Here is a 21389-nt window from a genome sequence, read left to right on the forward strand (position 1 = left end):
ATCCCACATGTCCTTCTACACCTCGCTTTCCGGCCTCAAGGGCGCCCAGACCGAACTGGGCACGGTATCCAACAACATCGCCAATGTCGGCTCCTACGGCTTCAAGAAGAGCCGCACGGAATTCGGCGACATCATCTCCTCGTCGCGCACCACGCCGGGCAACGGCACGCGCCTCAAGTCGATCGAGCAGCAGTTCAGCCAGGGCGGCTTCGAGGCGACCTCGCGCGAGCTCGACCTCGCCATCGCCGGCTCGGGCTTTTTCGTCACCCGCGACGACCTGACCGGGGGCAACACCGCCTTCACCCGCAACGGCAAATTCTCGACCGACGCGGCGAGCTTCCTGATCGATTCCAACGGCGGCTATGTCCAGGGCCTGCCGGTCGATCCCGAAGGCAATGTCACCGCCGGCGGCCTGTCCGCCGCGACCAACATCCAGATCCCCCAGACGTCGGGCGTGCCCAACGCGACCAGCCTCATCGACCTCACCGTCTCGCTGCCGGCGAACGCCGATGTCCCCGCGAACCGGCCCGCCTACACCGCCGCCAACCCCTACACGTTCGATCGTCTCGATCCGAACAGCTACAATCATTCGACCCAGACGACGGTCTATGACAGCAGCGGCAACAGCATTCCCGCGACCATTTATTATGTCCGCACCTCCGACGGTACGCCGAGCAACTGGCAGGCGCGCATGTTCGTGGGCTCGGAGGAAGCGACGCCCGGACCCGTCAACCTGCGCTTCGACGCCGCCGGCAACCGCACCCTGCCCGCCGGCACGGTCACCTTCGATCCGGTCTATCCGGCCGGCGCGTCGGCGCCGCTCGACCTGACGCTCGATCTCGGCGCCACCAACCAGGCCGCCGGCCCCTTCACCCAGCGCTCGCTGGAGCAGGACGGGTTCGCCGCCGGGTCGCTGAGCGACGTCACGATCGGCGAGGACGGCCTCGTCACCGCCACCTTCTCCAACGGCGAGACCAAGGCGATCGCCAAGCTCGCCATGGCGAATTTCGCGAATCCGGAAGGCTTGAAGCAGCTCGGCGACGCCCGCTGGTCGGTGACTGGTGAGAGCGGCCAGGCCGTGATCGCTGCGCCCGGCGAGGAAGGCATCGGCTCGATCCAGTCGGGCGCGCTCGAACGCGCCAATGTCGACATCACCGAGGAATTGGTCGCGCTCATTTCCGCCCAGCGCAACTTCCAGGCCAACGCCAAGGCGATCGAAACGGGCAACCAGATGACCCAGTCGATCATGAACCTCCGGAGCTGATCGGCTAGACCATGGACAGGCTCGTCTACACTTCGCTGTCGGCCCTGCGCGGCGCCATGGGCCGCCAGGCATCGACGGCGAACAACCTCGCCAACGCCAATACGGTCGGGTTCCGCGCCGAAATCGCCAACCAGCGCCCGCTCTGGGTGGAGGGCGCCGGGCACGATTCCCGCGCCCTCGCCTCGGAGGAAGTGCTGGCCGCCGACATGCGCGAAGGCGCGGTCAGCGAGACGGGCCGGGACCTGGACGTCGCGATGGAGGGCGATGCCCTGCTCGCCGTTCAGGCCGAGGACGGCGGCGAGGCCTATACGAGGCGGGGCGACCTGCAATTGTCCGACACTGGCCTGCTCACCACCGGCGCCGGCCGCCCGGTCCTGGGCGAGCAAGGCCCGGTCACGCTTCCGCCCGCCGATTCGGTCAAGATCGACAAGGACGGGACCATCTGGATCGTGCCCACCGGCGGCGATCCGAACCAGCCGCAGCGGATCGACCGGCTCAAGCTGACCTCGCCGGTGGGCTCCAACATCGCCAAGGGCCTGGACGGCCTGTTCCGGGTCGAGGGCGGCGGCGCGCTGCCGTCCGATCCGCTCGCCCGCGTCAATACCGGCAGCCTCGAAGGCTCCAACGTCAACCCCACCAAGGCGCTGGTCGACATGATCGAGGCCAGCCGCGCGTGGGACAATCAATTGAAGCTCATCACCACCGCGCGCGAGCTCGACGACGCCACCGCCGACCTGATGCGCCTGCCCAACTAATCGCCCCGAGGAGCATAAGATGACCAACGCAGCCCTCCACGTCGCCCGCACCGGATTGGACGCCCAATCGTCCCGGATGCGCGTCATCGCCAACAATCTGGCGAACGTGAACACCACCGGCTTCAAGCGCGACCGCGCGACCTTCGAGACGCTCGCCTATCAGACGATGACGGCGCCCGGAGCGCCCGCGTCGGCCGAGAATCGCTACGCCACCGGCCTTTCGCTGGGCTCGGGCGTGCAGATGACCGGCACCGCCCGGGTCAACAGCCAGGGCGCGCTCGCCACCACCGACAATCCGCTCGACCTCGCCATCGAGGGCGAGGGCTTCTTCCAGGTGACGATGCCGGACGGAACGATCGGCTATACGCGGTCCGGCAATTTCAACCTGTCCGCGGAAGGCCAGATCGTCACGTCGGACGGCATGCCGATCCAGCCCGCCATCCAGGTTCCCGAGGGCGCGCAGACGATCACCGTCGGCGCCGACGGCAGCGTCTCCGCGCAGCTCGCCGGCGAGACCGAGCCGACCCAGCTCGGCCAGATCGAGCTCGCCCGCTTCGTCAACCCCGCCGGCCTCGCCGCCAAGGGGGGCAACCTCTTCACCGAGACCGCCGCCAGCGGCACCGCCCAGGTCGGGCCGGCCGCGATCGACGGCCGCGGCTCGCTTCGCCAGGGAATGCTCGAAGGCTCGAACGTCAACGTCGTCCAGGAACTGGTCGACATGATCGAGACCCAGCGCGCCTACGAGGTGAACTCGAAGATGATCTCCGCCACCGACGAGATGCTCCGCAATGCCAACCAGCAGCTTTAAGATGGCCGCCCTCGCGCCCCTCCTCTGCCTCGCCGCCTGCATGGGCGGAACGAGCGGACTCTCGCCCGTCTACGCGCCGAGCTACGCCCCCCCGCCGCCGCCCGTGGCGTCATCGGACGGGTCGATCTTCCAGGCGTCGCGCGGCTATGCGGCGCTGACCAGCGGCGCCCGCGCCGCGATGGTCGGCGACATCGTCACCATCGCGCTGGTCGAGCGCACCGAAGCGGTCAAATCGAACAAGGCCAGCACCGGCCGGTCGAGCGATTTCGGCATCACGCCGCCCGCCACCGGGCCGCTCTCCTTCTTCCAGCCGACCGATATCGGAATGGGCGGCGACCAGTCGTTCAACGGCAAGGGCGAAGCCTCGCAATCCAACCGCCTGTTCGGCGAGATCAGCGTGACGGTCGCGGAAGTCTATCCGAACGGCACGATGCTGGTGAAGGGCCAGAAGCTCGTCACCCTCAATCGGGGCGACGAATATATCCAGGTGTCGGGCCTCGTCCGCGCCGCCGATATCGGGCCGGACAACCGTGTCCCCTCCACCCGCGTGGCCGACGCCCGCATCACCTATTCGGGCAAGGGCGAGATCGCCCGGGGCAGCCGCCAGGGCTGGCTCGGCCGCTTCTTCTCCGCCGTCAGCCCCTTTTGAAGGACGCGCGCATGGCCGACTTCCGCAAGATCGCCGCCTTGCTCGGACCGAACAAACATCCGTTCGGGCTGAGCCTGTCGAAGCCCGTTGCTTTTCTTTCGGCGCTCCGCGGGAAGGGCAGTCCTTCGACAGGCTCAGGACGAACGGTACGGGGAATGGCCGCCGCGATCGTCTTCGGGCTCGCTATGGCCTCCGCGCCCGCCCAGGCCGAGCGGGTCAAGGATATCGGCACCTTCCAGGGCGTTCGCGCCAACCAGCTGACCGGTTACGGCATCGTCGTCGGCCTGGCCGGCACCGGCGACGACAGCCTCGATTACGCGACGCTCGCGATGAAGGGCGTCGCCTCGCGCTTCGGCCTGACGCTCCCGGCCGGCGTCAACCCGGCGGTCAAGAACGCCGCCGCGGTAATGATCACCGCCGAGCTTCCCGCTTTCGCCAAGCCGGGCCAGCGCCTCGACATCACCGTGTCGGCGCTCGGCAAGGCCAAGTCGCTGCGCGGCGGCACCCTGCTGATGGCGCCTTTGCTCGGCGCCGACGGCAATATCTATGCGATGGCGCAGGGCAACCTCGCGGTGGGCGGCCTCGGCGTCGATGCCGCCGACGGCTCGAAACTTTCGGTCAACATTCCTTCCGCCGGCCGCATCCCCGGCGGCGCTTCGGTCGAACGGGCGGTCGACGCCGGCTTCGCGACCGCGCCGCAGCTTCGCTTCAACCTCGCCGAGGCCGATCTCACCACCGCCCAGCGGGTCGCCCAGGCGATCAACGGCGAGTTCGGCGCCATCGCCAGCGCCACCGACGCGGTCACCATCACCATCGAAGCGCCGCCGGGCGCCGAGACCCGGGCGACCTTGATGAGCCGCATCGAGAACCTCATCGTCGATCCCGCCGACGCTCCCGCCCGAGTCATCGTCAACGCGCGCACCGGCACCGTCGTCATCAACGGCGCCGTCCGGATCAGCCCGGCCGCCGTCAGCCACGGCAAGCTCACCGTATCGGTGCGCGAGGATCCGCGCGTCATTCAACCCGAAGCCTTCTCGCGCGGCCAGACCGCCCTGGAGCCGTCGAGCGACATCGAAGTGATCGAGCAGGGCTCGCCGATGTTCGCCTTCGCCCCCGGCGCCTCCCTCTCGGAGATCGTCAAGGCGGTGAACGCGATCGGCGCCGCGCCGTCCGACCTCGTCGCCATCCTGGAAGCGCTCAAGCAGGCCGGGTCGATGAAGGCCGAATTGGTGGTGCTGTGATGATCGGCGCCGTCAACTCCACCAGCCCGCAAGCCACGGCCGAAAAGCGCGAACAGCTGAAAGTCGCCGCGCAGGCTTTCGAGGCCGTGTTCCTGCGCCAGATGATCGGATCGATGCGCCAGGCGAGCCTTGGCGACGAATTGTTCGGCAGCAACGCCACCGAGCAGTTCCGCGACATGTCCGACGCGAAGCTCGCGGATTCGATGGCGGAGAAAGGCAGCTTCGGCATCGCCGAGATGCTGCTCGGCCAGTTCAGCCATCTGGAGGGCGGGAAATGAGCGATCTCCTCAGCATTGGATCGACAGGCGTTTCGGCTTACCGGAGCGCGCTTGCGGCGATCGGCGAGAATGTCGCCAATGCCGAGACACCGGGCTATGCCCGCCGCGAAGTTCGTCTGAACCAATCCTCCAACACCGGCTCGACCAGCCCGATCTACCGGGAGGCCCTGCTCTTCTCCGGCGTCGAGGCAGCCTCCGTCGACCGCGCCTGGGACGCCTTTCGCGCCGCCGATTCCCGGCTTGCCGCCTCCGCCGCGGGCCGCGCCGACACGCGCGAGCAATGGCTGACGGCGGTCGAGACCGCGCTCGACGACGGCCCCGCCGGGATCGGCAATTTGCTCGGCGGATTCTTCAACGCCGCCGTGTCGCTCGCCGCGACTCCGGACGACCGGCTCGGCCGCTCGGCCGTGCTGATCGCGCTCGACCGGGCGACAGGGGCGATGCGCACCACCGCCGAGGCGCTCTCGCGCGTGTCCGAAGGCATTTCGACCAGCGCCCGGCTCGAGGTCGAAGGGCTCAACGGAGAGCTGTCCGCCCTCGCCGACGTCAATACAGCCCTCCGCCAGGCCGCCAGCGGCCGTTCGTCTCGCGCATCGCTCGAGGACGAGCGGGACCGCCTCATCGATTCCATCTCCGGCCGGATCGACGTCAACGCCGCCATCGCCGACGACGGCACGGCGACGCTCACTCTCGCCCGGGCCACCGGCATGAACCTGCTGAGCACCGGCAACCGGGCGCTCGTCATCCTCGCCGAAGCGGGCGACGGCCGCCTCTCGCTCCAACTCCAGGCGAACGGCACGACCACACCCCTGCCCGCCACCGGCGGAACGCTGGCGGGCCTGGTCGACGTCGCCGCCTCGACCGCCGACAAAAGGATCGCGCTCGACGGCCTCGCCCAGGACTTCACACGCGAAATCAACCGCTGGTCCCGCGACGGCATCGATCTCAACGGCGACGCCGGGCGTACCCTGCTGACCGCGCCGGCGGGAGCGCTCTCGATCGGCATGCTCATCACCGATCCCGCCCGCATTCCCGCGGCCTCCGCCGACGGCAATCCGAACGGCAACCTCCTCGCCCTCGCCTCGCTCCGCGGAGCCGACAGCGCGGAATCGCGCTGGGCCGCGCTCGTCGCCGGCCAGTCGCAGGCCCTTGCCGCCGCGCGCGCCGAAGCCGGAGCCGCCTCGACCCGCCGCGACAACAGCTTCGCCGCGCGCGACGAAATCAGCGGCATCGACCTCGACCGCGAGGCGGCGGAACTGCTCCGCTTCCAGCAGGCCTATAACGGCGCCGCCAAGGTCATCCAGGTCGCCCGCGAGACGCTCCAGTCCATTCTCGCTCTCTTCTGAGGAACAGGATCATGATCAGCGGCACCCGCTACCGCCTTACCGTCGAGATCAACCGCCAGGCCGAGCTTGCCCGCGACATCGCCCGTTCCCAGGCGGAAGTCTCTACGGGCAAGCGCATCCTGGCGCCGTCCGACGATCCGACCGGCGCCGCGCGCGTCGCCGAGATCGGCCGCAGCCAGGCGGACGAGGCGGCATGGAGCCGCAACCTCGATACCGCGGCCACTTTGGCGTCTCGCGCCGACACCACCCTGGAATCGGTCGCGACCGCCATGGATCGGGCCAAGGAGCTGATGCTGGCCGCCGCCTCGGGCACATTGTCGGCCGACAATCGCGCGACGATCGCGGCTGAACTGAACGGCATCGCCGTGGACATCGCCAGCCTGATCGACGCGCGGGATCCGCGCGGCACCCGGTTGTTCAGCACCGGCGACCCGCTCGAAATCCCGGTCGGCGCGGGCATCGGAGTCGCGCCGGTCGATAGCCGCGCGGCCATTTTCGAGGATATCGACACGCCCGGCGGCCCGGCCGACCTGGTCGCGATCATCGAGGCCGCCGCCGCCGCCGTGGTGGAAACCGACCCCGTCGCGCGTCAGGCGGCCTCCAAAGCCTCGATCGACGCCCTCGATGCTGGGACCGGCCACATCATCGCCGCCCGCGGCGAGCAAGGCGTCCGCGCCAACCGCATCGACGACCTCAAGGAGCGGCTGATCGAATCCAAGCTCCAGCTGACCGAGCAGCGCAGCGACATCGAAGGCACCGATCTCGTCGAAGTCATCGCGCGGCTGGAGGCAAGGAAGCTGACGCTTCAGGCGGCCCAGGCGGTCTTCGCCCGGGTGAACCAGAACACCCTCTTCGACTTGCTGAGCTAAAATCCGCCCATCCGTCGAAAGCGGGCATCCGGCGTTTCGGAGGGAGAGCGAATTCGGTTCGCGCCGGGCGTGCCGGAAACGTCAGTCCCGATGAAGCCGGAAGCTAGCGTTTCTTGCGACGATCCTGTTCCCATTGCTCGCGGGTCTTGCAGACCTTGCGCGACGAGGTGCGGCCGCCGAACTTGTTGTCGCTGGTGAACCTGCGGCGACAGACGACATCGTCCTCGACCGGCGCCGCCGTCGTCCCCTCGACCATCTCCTCCATCGGCTCGGAGCTTTCCACCGGCTCCGGCTCCTGCTCCGGCTGCGCCACCAACAACATCACGACCAACGTACCGATCATATAGTTTCTCCCCACGAAGAGTCGCCAAAAGCTACACAAGCGGTGCATCTTCGCAAGACCAAAAAAGCACCCCGCCTCGGGGGGTTGAGGCGGGGCGAAGTGACTCGCTCGCGTCGCGGCCGCCGGGTCAGGCGGGAGCGAGACTCGCGAACCTGGCGGTGCTGATCCTTACGCCGCCGGTCAGGCGCGGCTCGGGGAACGGGCGCCCTTCGGCGGCATAGGTTTCGAGGACCGATTCGAGCGCGAGCAATGCCTGCTCACAGGCTTCGTCATGATCGCGCCCGATCGCCATCGCCTCCGGCACGTCTGGGATGGTTGCCAGCACCATGCCGTCATAGCGGCCCGACAGTCGCAACGTGTAGCTCAGCATGCCCGGCTCCTTCGAACAAAGGGTTCCAGATCCCGCGCGCTGTTCGACGAGAACCACCGGCGCGGCACGCTTGCAATATAGATGGGATCGGGCGCTTCCCCGGCGCCCTTATCGTCCCTGGTCCGACGCCAGAATGACTCGATTCACGGGCGATGGCGAGTCCCATTTTCGGGCGCCCGGCTCATGCCGAAGCCGTTTCGGCGCGACAATGGTCAGTCGCGATAACAATGATCGATATCGGGCGCGCGTCCGGCACGTTCGGCGCGGCGCTGCTCCTTGCCGATACATTCCTCCCGCTCGCGGACGGCGCGGCCGCGCTTCTCATCCGCCTCCGACTGGCTGGTGGTCATCACGTCGACCGTCTTCGAGGCGGCCTTGACCGGCAATGTCACGACGTCGAGCGCCGTCTTGGCGATGCAGCCGCTCAAGCCAAGCGGCAGCAGGCCGATAATCCAATAGCGCATGATCCTCTCCTCATCCGCCTCCCTCCCACTTGCCGCCTGATCTGGCGATGAACGGCCGCGCCGCCGGGGGTTGATGCAGTTTATGGAACCTGTCGCCTCTTTGGAATAATAATGCCGGTCCTGCCATCGGGTCCCGGGGAGGGGTTCTCGCCATGAACAAGGCCGATCGCGATTATTACAGCAGCCGCCGGGCCGCTGAGGAAGCCGCCGCGCGCCAGGCGAAACACCCGCAGGCGGCCGACAGCCACAAGAAGCTGGCGCAGCGTTACGCCGCTTTGGCCGACGATCAGGATGGCCTTGAAGACCGCTGAAACCGGCGCGCCCGCCGTCGCGTAACGCGATCTCCGCGACTGTCCGCGGCCTCTTGATCCCGGCCGCCATAGCGCTGACTATGGCCGCCACAGGGAAAAGGGGAGCTCATGTCCACGCATTTCATTCCGGCCGTCGCGACGCTGCTCGCCGCCGGGCTCGTCGCTTCGTGCAACCAGACCGATGCCGCGTCCGTCGCCACCGACACGCGCTCCGGCGCCTGGCGCCCGGCCCCCGTGGAGGACGCCGCCGAACCTTCCGAAATCGTCGCCAACGCGCCGGCCGAGGCATGGCGCCCGGTCGCTCCCGACAACCTCCTCATCCTCGACCTCGCCGATGGCGGCCGCGTCGCCATCGAGCTGGCGCCCGAATTCGCGCCCGTCCACGTCGCCAACATCCGCGCGCTGGCCCGCGCTGGTTGGTGGAACGGCGCCGCCATCTACCGCGTCCAGGACAATTATGTCGTCCAATGGGGCGTCAACGCGAGCGACAGGCCGCTCCCGCAAGGCGTCGTGAAGGCGCCGCCCGCCGAATATGACCGCGCGCTGACGGGCCTCACCGTCCGCCCGCTCGGCTTTCCCGACAGCTACGCGCCGATGGCGGGCCATGCGAGCGGCTGGCCGATCGGCTACGACCCGGACAGCGGCCGCGCCTGGCTCACCCATTGCTACGGCATGGTCGGCGTCGGCCGCGACCTCAGCCCCGACACGGGCACGGGGGGCGAGCTCTACACTATCATCGGCCATGCGCCACGCCACCTCGACCGAAACATCGCCACCGTCGGCCGGGTGCTGAGTGGGATAGAGCATATGACCGCTCGCCCGCGCGGTACCGAGGCCCTGGGCTTCTACAAGGACGAAGCGCAGCACGTGCCCATTGTCCGCGCCCGCCTCGCCGCCGACATCCCCGCCGCCGAGCGCCCGTCCTATGAGATATTGCGTTCCGGCCACGAGGCGTTCGGCGCTTTCGTCACCGGTCGCGCCAATCGCGGCGGCGATTTCTTCGACGTTCCCGCCGGCGGCGTCGATCTGTGCAACGCGCCCGTGCCGTCGCGGCTGAAGGAGCAGGATTAGTCGTCGCAAACATCGAATCGACGCCCCGCCATACGAGTTTTTAAGCTGCGCCGGGTAACGACACTCCCCTCAGTAGAAGGGACCCCGGGATTGACCCCCACCGAACCGTTGGCGCTCCACCATAGCTGGCCCATTTTCGAGCGCGGGCAGCGATTGAATCTTGGATGCGTCTACGATTGCGAGACGCTGGCCGGCTCCGCTGTTGCCGCGGCCGACAGAAAAGCATTGGCCAGACACGGCATCGGCATCTGGGAGTGCGATCTGAGCGACAACGCCCTCACCTGGTCGCCCGAAGTATATGACCTCTTCGGGCTGCCGCAAGACGCAAGCCCGGCCCGCGCGGTCTCGGTCAGCCTGTATTGCGAGCACTCGCGCGCGGCCATGGAACGGCTGCGGGCCCACGCCATCGCGCACCGGCGCGGCTTCACCCTAGATGCGGAAATCAGGCCGGCGCAAGGAGCCCGCCGCTGGATGCGGCTGGTGGCCGCCCCGGTCTGCGAGGGCCGCCGGGTGCTCCGGCTTCAGGGACTGAAGCAGGATGTCACGCACGAATATGTGCGAGGCTCCTCGCGGCGATAGCTAGCGAGCCTGGTCCGCCGCGCGCACATTCGCCTCGGCGAGGTGCCGCGCCTTCCATTCCATCGCCATCCTCACCCTCGTCCGGCCCGAGGGATGGTCGAAGAACAACGCCTCCTCCAGCGCGCCGGGCTCGATCTTGCGATATTCGGAGAGCTTCATCGCGATCGAGGCGAAGCCGTCCGGCTCGCGCGCCGCGTCCAGCCCGAAGGCGTCGGCGTCGCTTTCGTTCATGCGGATGAGCGTGTTGGTGACTGGCGTCATGGCGAGCATGAATATGGTGAAGATCGCGGCGAACAGCGGCACCACCGCCGGGTCGTCGACGCCGCGCACGCCCCAGCGGCGGCCGTAGCGGGCGAGGATTCGCGGGGTCAGCCACCACAAAAGGAACAGCCCCGCCACCACGATCAGCACCAGCACGATCACGCTGCGCCAGATATGGCCGAGCACATAATGGCCGAGCTCGTGGCCCATCACCGCCTTGACCTCGGCGGGCGTGCTACGCTCCAGCAGATTGTCATTGAGCGAGATGCGGATCGTCGGGCCGAGGCCCGACACGTTGGCCGAGATGCGCTTGTGCTGTTTCGACTGGTCGAACACATAGACATGCTCGGCCGGGACGTCGTGGGCTCGCGCCATCGCGATGATCTGGTCGCGCAACGGACCGGCAGCCATCGGCTTATAGTCGTTGAACAGCGGCGAGATCAGCACCGGCGCGACCACCAGCAACAGCGCGATCAAGGCAGCGATGGCGCCAGCCGACCACAGCCACCAGGTCCGCGGCGCAGCCCGGATCACGGCGAAGATGATGATCAGCAGGACCGCGGTGATGACGAGCCCGATCGCCAGCCCGATCGCCTGCTCCCCCGCCCACGCGCCGAAGCCGAGGTTCATCAGGTCATATTGCTTCTCGCGAAAATAGCCGGTGTAAATCGTCCAGGGCAGGACGATCAGCGAACTGATGACAACATAGGGCAAGGCATAGAGCGCGGGCTGGAGCCAGCGCCGTGCGGTGACGCGCTCGGCGAAGGCCCGCCAGCGCGCCGACCAGCCCAGGTGCAGGATCAGCAGGTGCGAGGCGACCCCGATCAATGCGCCCCACAGCAACAGCCAATAGCCGCCCTCGAAATAAGCGTCCGACTTCGCCCGCGCCGCCCCCTGCAGCGTGTCGAGATAGGCGCGCGTCGCTGTCTCCACGTCGAAACCCTGCGCCGCCACCTGCGCCGCCGCCAACAGATCGATCCCCATGCGATTCCCCCCCCCGTTACGGGCAGGCTAGCGCGGATCGGCCAAAGCGCAATCCGCGAATGGGATCATTTGTACATGCCTTCGCGCAGGTTGATTCCGTACTCGACCCAGGCCTTCATCGCGCAAAGCATCTGCGACCAGCCCATGCAATTGCCATAGGAAGCCTTGAGTCCGGCCGGCGTCTCCCGCCAGCCTTCTTCGCCGATCGAGAGGAGCGTGCGCCCGTCCTCCAGGGCTTCGAACCGCATCGTCACAATGGTGTCGTATTTGGCTGACGGATCATTCTCGTCGGCTTCCCAGCGCAGCACGATCCGCTTGTTCTTCTCGACCTCGGCCACCTCGACCGGGAAGGCGCCGGGGAAATCGTGGAAACTCCAGGACACGGTCGCGCCGGGTTCGATCCGCCCCTCGGCGCCGCCGGTGGTGAAGTAGCGCGAGAGGGTGCCGGGATCGACAATCGCTTCGAACACCTCCTCGACCGGCCTCGCGATCCGTCCGGCGACTTCGAACTTGAGTTCCATGGCGATTCTCCTTGAAGAGATACATCATGTGTTATAACTATGTAACATGTCAAGCGCGGACCAGGACGACCGGATTTTCAAGGCCCTGTCCGCGGCGACCCGGCGCGCCATACTCGATGCGCTCAAGGACCGGCCATGCACGACGGGCGAGCTCTGCGCGCGCTTCGAGCCGCTCGATCGATGCACGGTGATGCAACATCTGAAGGTGCTGGTCGCGGCCGATCTCGTGATTGTCCGGCGCGAAGGGCGCGAACGCTGGAATCACCTCAATGTCCTGCCGATCAAGCGCCTCCACGACCGCTGGATCGGACCCTATGCGCATCATGCCGTCGCCATGATCGACCGCCTCCGCGGCGATCTGGAAGCTGACTTGTCCGACGACTGATTGATCGCCGCGCGTTGCGCCGCCTGCCGCGCGCGACTACATCGCGCGGATGCTCGATGCCCAGAACGCCCCCGCCGCGCCGCCCGCCGCCGTCCTTCGAAAAGAGTATCGGGAGCCGGAATGGCGAGTGCCGGAGATCGCGCTGGACTTCGATCTCGGCGCCGGCAGGACCGTGGTGCGGGCGACCCTCAAGGTTGAGCGGAACGGTGCGCATGACGCGCCGCTGAGGCTTGACGGCGAGGGACTGGTCCTGGTCGAGGTGAAGGTCGATGGACAGCCCGCCGACCATCTTTACGCCGGCGACGTGCTGACCATCCCGCTCGCCGGCGCCTCCGCCGAGGTGGAAACGACCGTCGAGCTCGCGCCGAGCGCGAACAGCCAGCTGATGGGATTGTACGAATCGGGCGGCATCCTGTGCACCCAATGCGAGGCGGAGGGGTTCCGGCGGATCACCTTCTTCCCCGACCGGCCCGACGTGCTGAGCCGCTACACGGTCAAGATGAGCGCCGACAAGAATCTCTATCCGGTGCTGCTCGCCAACGGCGACCCGACGGGGACAGGCGAGCTGGAGGGTGGCCGGCACTGGGCGGAATGGAACGACCCCTTCCCCAAGCCCTGCTATTTGTTCGCCCTGGTCGCCGGCGATCTCGTCGCCAACCGCGATTCCTTCGTGACCCGGAGCGGCAGAACCGTCGATCTCGGCATCTGGGTGCGCGCGGAGGATGTCGCCAAGACCGGCCACGCCATGGCGGCCTTGAAGGCGTCGATGGCCTGGGACGAAAAAGTCTATGGCCGCGAATATGACCTCGATGTGTTCAACATCGTCGCGGTCGCCGACTTCAACTTCGGCGCGATGGAGAATAAGGGCCTCAACATCTTCAATTCGCGCTACATCCTGGCCGACCCCGACACTGCGACGGACGCCGATTACGATGCCGTCGCTGGCGTCGTCGCGCACGAATATTTCCATAATTGGTCCGGCAACCGGGTCACCTGCCGGGACTGGTTCCAGCTCTCGTTGAAGGAAGGCTTCACCGTCTTTCGCGACCAGCAATTTTCCGCCGACCAGGGCAGCCATGCGGTCAAGCGGATCGAGGATGTGCGGATGCTGCGCGCCGCGCAATTCCCCGAGGATGCGGGGCCGCTCTCCCATCCGATCCGGCCCGAAAGCTATATCGAGATATCCAATTTCTACACCGCGACCGTCTACAACAAGGGCGCCGAGGTGATCCGGATGATGCACACCATGCTCGGGCCGGACAGGTTCCGCGCTGGGGCCGACCTCTATTTCGCCCGCCACGACGGCGAGGCGGCGACGTGCGAGGATTTCGTCGCCGCGATGGAGGATGCGAGCGGAGCCGACCTGTCGCGCTTCCGGCTCTGGTACAGCCAGGCGGGAACGCCCCGGGTGCGGGCCTCTCTCAGCCACCATGCCGGCGACGGTCGGGCGCATCTCGTGCTGGAGCAGCACGTGCCGTCGACGCCCGGCAATGCGGACAAGCAGGCGATGCCGATCCCGCTGAAGGTCGCCCTGTTCGGCGAGCTGACGCGGGAGAAATATGCCGAGCGGCTGGTGGTGCTGGAGGAGCCGGTCCAGGAGATCGTGTTCGACGGGATTGGCGAAAGGCCGATATTGTCGATCAACCGTGATTTTTCGGCGCCTGTGATCGTCGAGGCGGGGCGGAACGCGGAGGATCTTGCTTTCCTGTCCGCCCATGACGACGATCCCTTCGCCCGCTACGAGGCGATGCAGCAATTGATGCTCGATACCCTGGTCGCGGCCATCGGCGGCGGCGCCGCCGATCATAAAGCGGTGATCGAGTCGGTTCGGCACACCCTCTCCGACGAGCGGCTCGATCCCGCCTTCATCGCCGAAGCGGTATTGCTGCCGACCGAGGCGTTCGTCGGCGACCAGATGCCGGTGGTCGAGCCGGACGCGATCCACGCCGCGCGCGAGGCGCTGCGGGCGGCGCTGGGAAGCGAGCTGGAGCCGCTTTGGCGCGGCGCTTATGCGGCCAACGCCGCCAACCGCTTCGAATATTCGCCGGCGGCGAAGGGCGCGCGCCGGTTGCGCACTGTGGCACTGGGCTATCTCGCCGCGGCCGGAACGGAGGACGCGCCGGCGATGGCGATGCGGCAATATGAGGCGGCGGACAACATGACCGACCGGCAGGGCGCGCTCGGTATCCTCGCCAACAGTGACGCGGACGAGCGGGCCAGGGCGCTCGACGCTTTCTACGCGCGCTACCGCGACAATGGCCTGGTGCTTGACAAATGGTTCACGGTGCAGGCGCTGTCGACGCGCGACGACACGCTGGCGGCGGTCGAACGGCTGGCGGCGCATCCCGATTTCACGCTTTCGAATCCCAACCGGATGCGCTCGCTGGTCGGCGCCTTCGCCGCCAACCAGCGCGCCTTCCACGACGCCTCGGGACGTGGCTACCGCTTTTTGGCCGACATGATCCTGGCCGTCGACGCGCTGAACCCGCAGACGGCGGCGCGACTGGTGCCGCCGCTCGGTCGCTGGCGCCGCTTCGACGCCGGCCGCGCGGGCCTGATGAAAGCCGAGCTCAAGCGGATCGTCGGGACGAAGGGGCTTTCCAAGGACGTGTTCGAGCAGGCGTCGAAGAGCCTCGCCTGATCAGCCGCCGATCCATGCCGCCACGTCGGCCGCGATCTGGTTGGCGGCCTGGTTGAGAGCGGGGGCGACGCTCGCCACATCGACGGCGGCGATGGGCACGCGCGCCTCGAAGCGGCGGGTCTCGACCCGGCCCTCGCCGCGGGCGAGCGCGGCGTCGTAGGTCGCGACCACCTCCATCGCGTCGGCCTCGACGCCGAAGCTCTGCAGCTGGCCGGTGAGGCGGATGCCGGGATCGAAGGTGAATTGCCGGGAATCGAGAACAACGCGCCCGGTGCGCGCGGCGATGGTCTCCGAGAGCAATCGGCCGAACAAAGCGTTGGGCGTATCCACCCATTGCGCGTCCTTCAGATAGGCGATGGCGGTGCCGTTTGACCGTACGGGGACGCGGTTGGTGTTGAGCTCCTGCGGGATGGTCGGCGCGACCACGGTGACCGCCTCGCCGGCGGGGGCGGTGCGGCTCGTCTCGGCCGGAACGGTGGCGGCCGGCTCGAGCGTCAGGAAATAAGGCGGCGGCTTCGCCCCGAAGCTGAGGCAGCCGGACAAAGCGAGCGCCATGCCAAGGGTCAGGATGCGCGTTATCGTCTTCATTGGCGGGGCTCGTAATCCGGGAGTTTGGGAGCGCCGAGCAGCGAGCCGGCGCCCTGCTGATCGACCTTCTGCGTCACCGAGCGCAACGCTTCGGACGTCGCCCTGAGGTCGCGGACCAATTGCCCGACCTCGGGCAAAGTCTGCTGGGAGAAAGCCTGGATGCCCGGTCGCGCGTCCGTGATCGCGGCGTCGAGATTCTCCATGCTCGTCTCGGCCGCCTGCACCGTGGCGCGCAAATCGTTGACGAGCGGCTTCGCATCCTCGTTGAGGAGGCCGTTGGTGGTCTCGGCAAGCGCTCCGAACTGCTCGGCCGCATCGCCCGCCTGGCGGATGGCGATGCGCGCGTCGGCGAGCGTGGCGGCGATCTCCGGGCTGCGCTCGGCGATCGATCCGCTAATCTCCTCCATATTGTCGAGGATGGCGGCGATCGACGCCTGGTTGCGGTCGGAGATGAGCTCGGTCAGCCGCTCGGTCAGGGTCGAGACACGTTCGAGCAATTCGGGCGCGCTGTTGAGCAGCTCACCGAGCGCGCCCGGCTTGGTCGGGATGACGGGTACGCCATACGGTCCCTCGCCGCGCAGCGGCGGCGCTCCGGCCGGCGCGGGATCGAGCTGGATCTGCGAGACGCCGGTGAAGCCGACGCCCTCGATGGTAGCGGTGGTGCCTTCCAGGACCGGCGTTTCGTCCCGGATGGCGATCCGGACGCGGACGAATTCCGGCGTCTTCGGCTCCAGGTTGATCGACGCGACTTGGCCGACGGGGACGCCGTTGAAGCTCACCGCCGATCCCTTGGCAAGGCCGTCGACGGCCTGCTTGAAGAAGATGTCATATTCCTTGTTGTCCTCGCCCGACACCTGGGAGAGCCAGATGATGAAGCCAAGCACGGCGACCACGAGGGCGAGCACGACGCCGCCGACAAGGATATGGTTGGAACGGGTTTCCATCAGCGCTCAGCTTCCCCTTTGGCCGACGCGGCCGCCGTCAATTCGGCCGCCCGCCCGCGCGGACCCCTGAAATATTCCTGTATCCATTCATGGTCCAAAGCCAAGAGTTGCGGGATCGTTCCGACCGCGACGATCTTGCGGTCGGCGATGACGGCGATACGGTCGCAGATAGCATAAAGCGTGTCGAGATCGTGGGTGATGAGGAAAACGGTCAGCCCGAGCGCGTCGCGAAGCTCGGAAATCAGTTCGTCGAAGCCGGCGGCGCCGATCGGATCGAGCCCGGCCGTGGGTTCGTCGAGGAACAACAATTCCGGATCGAGCGCGAGGGCGCGGGCGATGCCGGCGCGCTTCTTCATGCCGCCCGAAAGCTCGGATGGATATTTGGGGCCGGCGTCGGGCGCGAGGCCGCTCATCACGATCTTGTAGGCGGCGATCTCGTCGAGCAGCCTGCCCTCGATATGCGGGAAATATTCGCGGATCGGCACCTGCACGTTCTCGGCCACCGTCAGCGTCGAGAAGAGCGCCGCGCCCTGGAAGAGGATGCCCCATTTGCGGCGTATGTCCTTGGCTTCCTCCTCGTCGCGGTCGATCATCGATTCGCCGAAGACGGTGATGTCGCCGGCATCGGGCGTCTGGAGGCCGATGATCGAGCGCATCAGCACCGATTTGCCGGTGCCGGACCCCCCGACCACGCCCAATATCTCGCCCCGTCGCACGTCGAGATCGAGGTTTTCGTGAATGACCGCCTCGCCGAAGCTGTTGCGAAGGCCGCGCACCTCGATGATCGTGTCTCCCCCCGCTTTCATATCCACCCGATCTCGGTGAAGAAGACGGCGAAGAAGGCGTCGAGCACGATGACCAGGAATATGCCCTGGACGACGGCGGCGGTGGTGCGCAGACCGACCTGCTCGGCATTGCCTTCGACCTGCATCCCCTGGAAGCAGCCGGCCATGGCGACGATCAGGCCGAATACCGGCGCCTTGATGAGGGTCGCCCAGAAATCCGTGGTCGGCACGACCTCGCGGATGCGCTGGACGAAGGTGACCGGCGGGATGTCGAGCGATATCCAGGCGAACAGGCCGCCGCCGATGATGGAAATGATCGCCGAATAGAAAGCGAGCAACGGCATCAGCAGCACTGTCGCCAGCACGCGCGGAAGCACCAAAGCCTCCATCGGCGACACGCCGATCGTCCGCATCGCATCGACTTCCTCGGCGAGCTTCATCGACCCCAATTGCGCCGCGAAGGCCGATCCGGAGCGCCCCGCTACCATGATCGCGGTCATCAACAGGCCAAGCTCCTTGACCGACATGCGGCCGATCAGGTTGATGGTGAACACCTCGGCGCCGAACTGGCGGAGCTGGACCGCCCCCTGCTGGGCAATGACGACGCCGACGAGGAAGCTCATCAGGCCGATGATGCCGAGCGCGTTGACGCCGACCACCTCGAATTGCTGCGTCACCGCGTTGAGGCGGAAGCGGCGGGGGTGGAGGATCACGTTCCAAAGCGAGATCAACAGCGCGCCGAAGAATCCGAGCAGACCGAGCAGGGTCCTGAGCGCCACGGAGGTGGCGTCGCCGACCTGGCCGAGGATGCGGTAGAGCGGCGGCGTCCGGTCCGGCCGCACCTTCACCGTCTTGTCCGACCGCGACACCTGCTGCAGCAGATTGGCCTGGTCCTCGGTCGCGCCGACGACTTCGGCCCCGTGGTCGCGGGCGAGGCGGTGGATCAACCAGGCGCCGACCGTATCCATCCGCTCGATCCGCGAGAGGTCGGCGACCAGCCGGTCGGCGCGCACGTCTTCCAGCCGTTGCGGGAGGTCGCCGATGCGGGCCAGGGTCAGCCGGCCGGTAAACCGCAAATGACAGGCATCGCCCTCGATATCCTGGCTGAAATCCGCGGCGGCGCTCATGCGGCGGGACACTGTCCGATTTCTCCGGCAGCGGCAAGCGCCTGAAGGGGAGTGGACAAAGGCACCGCGCCTGTGCTTGCCGCAATTCGATGAAGGCCGCGCTCGCCATTTACGACATGGACCGCACGATCACGCGGAAGGCGACGTACACGCCCTTCCTGATCCACGCCGCCTCGCGCCTCGCGCCGTGGCGCCTGGTTCTTCTCCCGTTTGCCTTGCTGTCGACGCTCGCTTACGCGCTGAAGCTGATCGACCGCTCGCGGCTCAAGGAAGTCAATTATCGCCTGCTGATCGGCGGCGCGACCGATCCGGTGAAGCTGGAACCAGTCATCCAAAGCTTCGCCGACCGCCAGGTCGCCGGTAACATCATGCCCGGCGCCCGTGCCAGCATCGCCGCCGACCGCGCGGCCGGCCGCCGCATCGTCATGGCGACCGCCTCCTACCGCCTCTATGCCGGCGCGATCGCCGAGCGACTCGGCATCAGGGACGTGATCGCGACCGAGACACGGCTCGACGCGAAGGGCCGGATCGTCGCCCGCGTCGAGGGCAGCAATTGCTATGGCGACGCCAAGCTGGCGATGATCCAGGCCTGGCTGGAGCGCGAGGGGCTGACCCGCGAGGCCGTGCATATCCGCTTCTATTCCGACCATGTCTCGGACTCGGTCGTCCACCACTGGTCCGACGAGCCCGTGGCCACCAACGCGCACGACCGCCTCGTCAAGCTCGCCCATGCGGAAGGCTGGGAGGTTCTGGACTGGAGCCGCTAGAATTTGATGAGTCTGTCATTGCGAGCGGAGCGAAGCAATCCAGACCGGCGCAGGACTGTGCCCTCGCAACGGCAATTCAACACCACCCCATCCCGCTCTGGCCCGTCGTTTCCGGGGCGGAAATCTCTAATAATTTCCCGTTCACCATAAAGACGCGTGCCTCCTGCCGTTAACTTGTCCGAGGCGAGAGGCTTTTCGCTTCGAAGAGTGTCCAGGCGGGGATTGATTCATGTTTCCAGCGGTCGGCGTTATCGTCGTGCTCGTGATGGTGTTCGGGGGTTTCATGATCACCGGGGGCGACCTCGGCGCGGTCATGCACGCTCTGCCCCACGAGATGCTGATCATCGGCGGCGCCGCGGTCGGCGCCACCATCGCCGGCAATTCGATGAAGGAATTGAAGCAGCTCGGCGGCGGCATCGCCAAGATATTTAAGGGTCCGCGCTACGCCAAGCAGGATTTCCTCGACACCATCTTCCTGGTCTCGCGGCTGATGAAGATGCTGCGCACCGACGGCCCCGTCGCGGTCGAGCCGCATATCGAGGATCCCCAGACCAGCCCGATCTTCGCCGAATATCCCAAGCTGCTGAAGGACGACACGTTGATCCACCTGATCGCCGACACATTGCGGCTGGTGGTCGTCTCGTCCGGGACCCTCGATCCGCACGCGGTCGAGGAGGTGATGGATAATATGCTCAAGACCCACCACCAAGACACGATCCGTCCCGCCGACACATTGCAAAGCCTCGCCGACGCGCTCCCCGCGCTCGGAATCGTCGCCGCCGTGCTGGGCGTGGTGAAGACGATGGGCTCGATCGATCAGCCGCCTTCGATCCTTGGCGGCATGATCGGTTCGGCCCTGGTCGGCACCTTCCTGGGCGTACTGCTCGCCTACGGCATCGTCGGCCCGTTCGCCAGCCGCGCCCGCCAGGTGATCGAGGGCGACGGCGCCATTTACCATGTCGTCAAGCAGATCATCGTCGCCTCGCTCCACGGCCATCCCCTGCCGCTGGTGATCGAGGCCGCGCGCTCGGGCATCAGCCACACCAACCAGCCCGCCTTCGCCGACGTGTTCGACGGCATGCGGGGCCGCTGAGCCATGGCGAGCGCGGCCAAGCGCGGCAGGAACGAGCCCGAGCCGCGCCCGATCATCGTCAAGAAGATCGTCGCCGACGCGCATGGCGGCCATCATGGCGGCGCCTGGAAGGTCGCCTATGCCGATTTCGTGACCGCGATGATGGCGTTCTTCCTGTTGCTCTGGCTGCTGGGCGCGACCGACGAGGCGCAGCGCAAGGGCCTGGCCGATTATTTCACTCCGACTTTGGTCGAATTGAAGGAGAATAGCGCCGGCTCCAACGGCCTGCTCGGCGGAGCCTCGATCGTCGCGGCCGACAATTATCCGCACAAGCCGACCCAGACCGGCTCGAAATCGATCGTCATTCCCAAATCCACCATCGGCGGCGCCAAGGAGGGCGAGACCGACCGGACGGAGGATCGCAGACGGTTCGAGCAATTGAAGAAGATGCTGACCGATCGGATGGACAAGAGCGCCGAATTGCGCAAGCTCAAGCCCCATGTCCGCTTCACCGAGACCCGCGAGGGCCTGCGCATCGATCTCGTCGAGGAAGCGGATTTCTCGATGTTCGCGGTCGGCACCGACCGGCTGCTCCCCGCCGCCGTCCGGCTGATCGGCGAGGTCGCCAAGGTGATCGAGGGCGTGCCCAACGACATCATGGTGCGCGGCCACACCGATTCCCTGCCTTATGCGGTCGGCCGCGACATGAACAACTGGATGCTCTCGACCGCGCGGGCGGAAGCGACCAGGGCGACCCTCGGCCAGGCCGTCACGCCGGACCGCTTCGCCCGCATCGAAGGCGTCGCCGACCGCGAGCCCTACGTGCCCGAGGACCGTTACGACCCGAGAAACCGGCGAATATCGATCACCCTCGCCTGGCGGAGCTGACGACTAGAGGCGATGGTGCCGCTCGCCCGGCCCACCTTCGTGGTGGACAGCGGGGCTCGCGACGCGGAAACAGCCGGG

At 67.1% G+C, this 21389-nt stretch carries 25 protein-coding genes; 16 read left to right on the top strand and 9 right to left on the bottom strand.

What is annotated here, in order from left to right; all coding sequences use genetic code 11:
* The first annotated feature begins 7 nt into the window (after nucleotides 1–7).
* The 8 genes from ACFQRC_RS11800 to ACFQRC_RS11835 are packed head-to-tail and all read left to right on the top strand — an operon-like array spanning nucleotide 8 to nucleotide 7210.
* Nucleotides 8–1264, top strand: coding sequence for a flagellar hook protein FlgE (locus tag ACFQRC_RS11800; RefSeq protein WP_379961440.1), 1257 nt, complete (start codon nucleotides 8–10; stop codon nucleotides 1262–1264).
* Nucleotides 1265–1275: 11 nt separating this feature from the next.
* Entirely contained in the window at nucleotides 1276–2019 is a 744-nt protein-coding gene (locus tag ACFQRC_RS11805) for a flagellar basal body rod protein FlgF (protein ID WP_379961442.1), read from the top strand.
* Between the two features lie 19 nt (nucleotides 2020–2038).
* Nucleotides 2039–2827: a flagellar basal-body rod protein FlgG gene (gene flgG, locus ACFQRC_RS11810; protein ID WP_379961444.1), complete on the top strand. Its 789-nt coding sequence runs from the start codon at nucleotides 2039–2041 to the stop codon at nucleotides 2825–2827.
* A gap of 1 nt (nucleotide 2828) precedes the next feature.
* Complete coding sequence (locus tag ACFQRC_RS11815) at nucleotides 2829–3476, top strand: flagellar basal body L-ring protein FlgH (RefSeq protein ID WP_379961447.1); 648 nt, start codon at nucleotides 2829–2831, stop codon at nucleotides 3474–3476.
* Nucleotides 3477–3487: 11 nt separating this feature from the next.
* A complete protein-coding gene (locus ACFQRC_RS11820; RefSeq protein WP_379961449.1) occupies nucleotides 3488–4717 on the top strand; it encodes a flagellar basal body P-ring protein FlgI in 1230 nt (409 codons plus the stop codon).
* Nucleotides 4717–4995 (top strand): rod-binding protein, encoded by a 279-nt coding sequence (locus tag ACFQRC_RS11825; protein WP_379961451.1) that lies wholly within the window; start codon nucleotides 4717–4719, stop codon nucleotides 4993–4995. Before ACFQRC_RS11820 ends, ACFQRC_RS11825 begins: the two co-directional genes overlap by 1 nt.
* Nucleotides 4992–6341, top strand: coding sequence for a flagellar hook-associated protein FlgK (gene flgK, locus ACFQRC_RS11830; RefSeq protein ID WP_379961453.1), 1350 nt, complete (start codon nucleotides 4992–4994; stop codon nucleotides 6339–6341). Before ACFQRC_RS11825 ends, flgK begins: the two co-directional genes overlap by 4 nt.
* Nucleotides 6342–6352: 11 nt before the next feature.
* On the top strand, nucleotides 6353–7210 hold the full coding sequence (locus ACFQRC_RS11835) for a flagellin (RefSeq protein WP_379961455.1): 858 nt from the start codon (nucleotides 6353–6355) through the stop codon (nucleotides 7208–7210).
* Nucleotides 7211–7313: 103 nt separating this feature from the next.
* Here the strand turns inward: ACFQRC_RS11835 and ACFQRC_RS11840 are convergent, their stop codons facing one another.
* The 3 genes from ACFQRC_RS11840 to ACFQRC_RS11850 form a co-directional block, all read right to left on the bottom strand.
* Nucleotides 7314–7553, bottom strand: a complete 240-nt coding sequence (locus ACFQRC_RS11840) for a hypothetical protein (RefSeq protein ID WP_379961457.1) — start codon at nucleotides 7551–7553, stop codon at nucleotides 7314–7316.
* A gap of 127 nt (nucleotides 7554–7680) precedes the next feature.
* Entirely contained in the window at nucleotides 7681–7923 is a 243-nt protein-coding gene (locus tag ACFQRC_RS11845) for a type II toxin-antitoxin system HicB family antitoxin (protein WP_379961459.1), read from the bottom strand.
* Between the two features lie 212 nt (nucleotides 7924–8135).
* Nucleotides 8136–8387, bottom strand: a complete 252-nt coding sequence (locus ACFQRC_RS11850) for a hypothetical protein (protein ID WP_379961461.1) — start codon at nucleotides 8385–8387, stop codon at nucleotides 8136–8138.
* Nucleotides 8388–8539: 152 nt separating this feature from the next.
* Between ACFQRC_RS11850 and ACFQRC_RS11855 the strand changes: the two genes are divergently transcribed.
* The 3 genes from ACFQRC_RS11855 to ACFQRC_RS11865 all read left to right on the top strand — a co-directional run bounded on the left by ACFQRC_RS11855 (nucleotide 8540) and on the right by ACFQRC_RS11865 (nucleotide 10348).
* Entirely contained in the window at nucleotides 8540–8698 is a 159-nt protein-coding gene (locus ACFQRC_RS11855; RefSeq protein WP_379961463.1) for a hypothetical protein, read from the top strand.
* A 108-nt stretch (nucleotides 8699–8806) separates the two neighbouring features.
* On the top strand, nucleotides 8807–9769 hold the full coding sequence (locus ACFQRC_RS11860) for a peptidylprolyl isomerase (protein WP_379961465.1): 963 nt from the start codon (nucleotides 8807–8809) through the stop codon (nucleotides 9767–9769).
* Nucleotides 9770–9859: 90 nt separating this feature from the next.
* The gene (locus tag ACFQRC_RS11865; RefSeq protein WP_379961467.1) at nucleotides 9860–10348 is read left to right on the top strand and encodes a PAS domain S-box protein; all 489 of its coding nucleotides are present in this window, start codon (nucleotides 9860–9862) and stop codon (nucleotides 10346–10348) included.
* Here the strand turns inward: ACFQRC_RS11865 and ACFQRC_RS11870 are convergent, their stop codons facing one another.
* On the bottom strand, nucleotides 10349–11593 hold the full coding sequence (locus ACFQRC_RS11870) for a M48 family metallopeptidase (protein WP_379961469.1): 1245 nt from the start codon (nucleotides 11591–11593) through the stop codon (nucleotides 10349–10351). It abuts the gene before it with no gap.
* Between the two features lie 65 nt (nucleotides 11594–11658).
* The gene (locus ACFQRC_RS11875) at nucleotides 11659–12114 is read right to left on the bottom strand and encodes an SRPBCC family protein (RefSeq protein ID WP_379961471.1); all 456 of its coding nucleotides are present in this window, start codon (nucleotides 12112–12114) and stop codon (nucleotides 11659–11661) included.
* Between the two features lie 46 nt (nucleotides 12115–12160).
* Between ACFQRC_RS11875 and ACFQRC_RS11880 the strand changes: the two genes are divergently transcribed.
* Nucleotides 12161–12499 carry an ArsR/SmtB family transcription factor gene (locus ACFQRC_RS11880; RefSeq protein ID WP_379961473.1) on the top strand — a complete coding sequence of 113 codons (339 nt, stop codon included), beginning with the start codon at nucleotides 12161–12163 and terminating at the stop codon, nucleotides 12497–12499.
* A gap of 49 nt (nucleotides 12500–12548) precedes the next feature.
* On the top strand, nucleotides 12549–15140 hold the full coding sequence (gene pepN, locus ACFQRC_RS11885) for an aminopeptidase N (protein WP_379961475.1): 2592 nt from the start codon (nucleotides 12549–12551) through the stop codon (nucleotides 15138–15140).
* On the opposite strand, the gene ACFQRC_RS11890 is transcribed toward pepN, so the two are convergent.
* From ACFQRC_RS11890 to ACFQRC_RS11905, 4 genes are read right to left on the bottom strand one after another with little or no spacing between them, the layout of a single operon-like run.
* Nucleotides 15141–15728, bottom strand: a complete 588-nt coding sequence (locus tag ACFQRC_RS11890) for an ABC-type transport auxiliary lipoprotein family protein (RefSeq protein ID WP_379961477.1) — start codon at nucleotides 15726–15728, stop codon at nucleotides 15141–15143.
* Nucleotides 15725–16672, bottom strand: coding sequence for an MlaD family protein (locus tag ACFQRC_RS11895; protein WP_379961479.1), 948 nt, complete (start codon nucleotides 16670–16672; stop codon nucleotides 15725–15727). Before ACFQRC_RS11895 ends, ACFQRC_RS11890 begins: the two co-directional genes overlap by 4 nt.
* Nucleotides 16672–17478 carry an ABC transporter ATP-binding protein gene (locus tag ACFQRC_RS11900; RefSeq protein WP_379962424.1) on the bottom strand — a complete coding sequence of 269 codons (807 nt, stop codon included), beginning with the start codon at nucleotides 17476–17478 and terminating at the stop codon, nucleotides 16672–16674. The genes ACFQRC_RS11895 and ACFQRC_RS11900 overlap by 1 nt, the downstream gene beginning before the upstream one ends.
* Nucleotides 17475–18584, bottom strand: coding sequence for an MlaE family lipid ABC transporter permease subunit (locus tag ACFQRC_RS11905; RefSeq protein WP_379961481.1), 1110 nt, complete (start codon nucleotides 18582–18584; stop codon nucleotides 17475–17477). Before ACFQRC_RS11905 ends, ACFQRC_RS11900 begins: the two co-directional genes overlap by 4 nt.
* A gap of 89 nt (nucleotides 18585–18673) precedes the next feature.
* Between ACFQRC_RS11905 and ACFQRC_RS11910 the strand changes: the two genes are divergently transcribed.
* From ACFQRC_RS11910 to ACFQRC_RS11920, 3 genes are all read left to right on the top strand, one after another.
* On the top strand, nucleotides 18674–19351 hold the full coding sequence (locus ACFQRC_RS11910; RefSeq protein ID WP_379961483.1) for an HAD family hydrolase: 678 nt from the start codon (nucleotides 18674–18676) through the stop codon (nucleotides 19349–19351).
* Between the two features lie 229 nt (nucleotides 19352–19580).
* Nucleotides 19581–20444 (top strand): flagellar motor stator protein MotA, encoded by an 864-nt coding sequence (motA, locus tag ACFQRC_RS11915; protein WP_379961485.1) that lies wholly within the window; start codon nucleotides 19581–19583, stop codon nucleotides 20442–20444.
* Nucleotides 20445–20447: 3 nt separating this feature from the next.
* The gene (locus ACFQRC_RS11920) at nucleotides 20448–21311 is read left to right on the top strand and encodes a flagellar motor protein MotB (RefSeq protein ID WP_379961487.1); all 864 of its coding nucleotides are present in this window, start codon (nucleotides 20448–20450) and stop codon (nucleotides 21309–21311) included.
* Nucleotides 21312–21389 lie beyond the last annotated feature (78 nt).

Source organism: Enterovirga sp. GCM10030262 (genome assembly GCF_042666435.1).
Taxonomy (GTDB): domain Bacteria; phylum Pseudomonadota; class Alphaproteobacteria; order Sphingomonadales; family Sphingomonadaceae; genus Allosphingosinicella.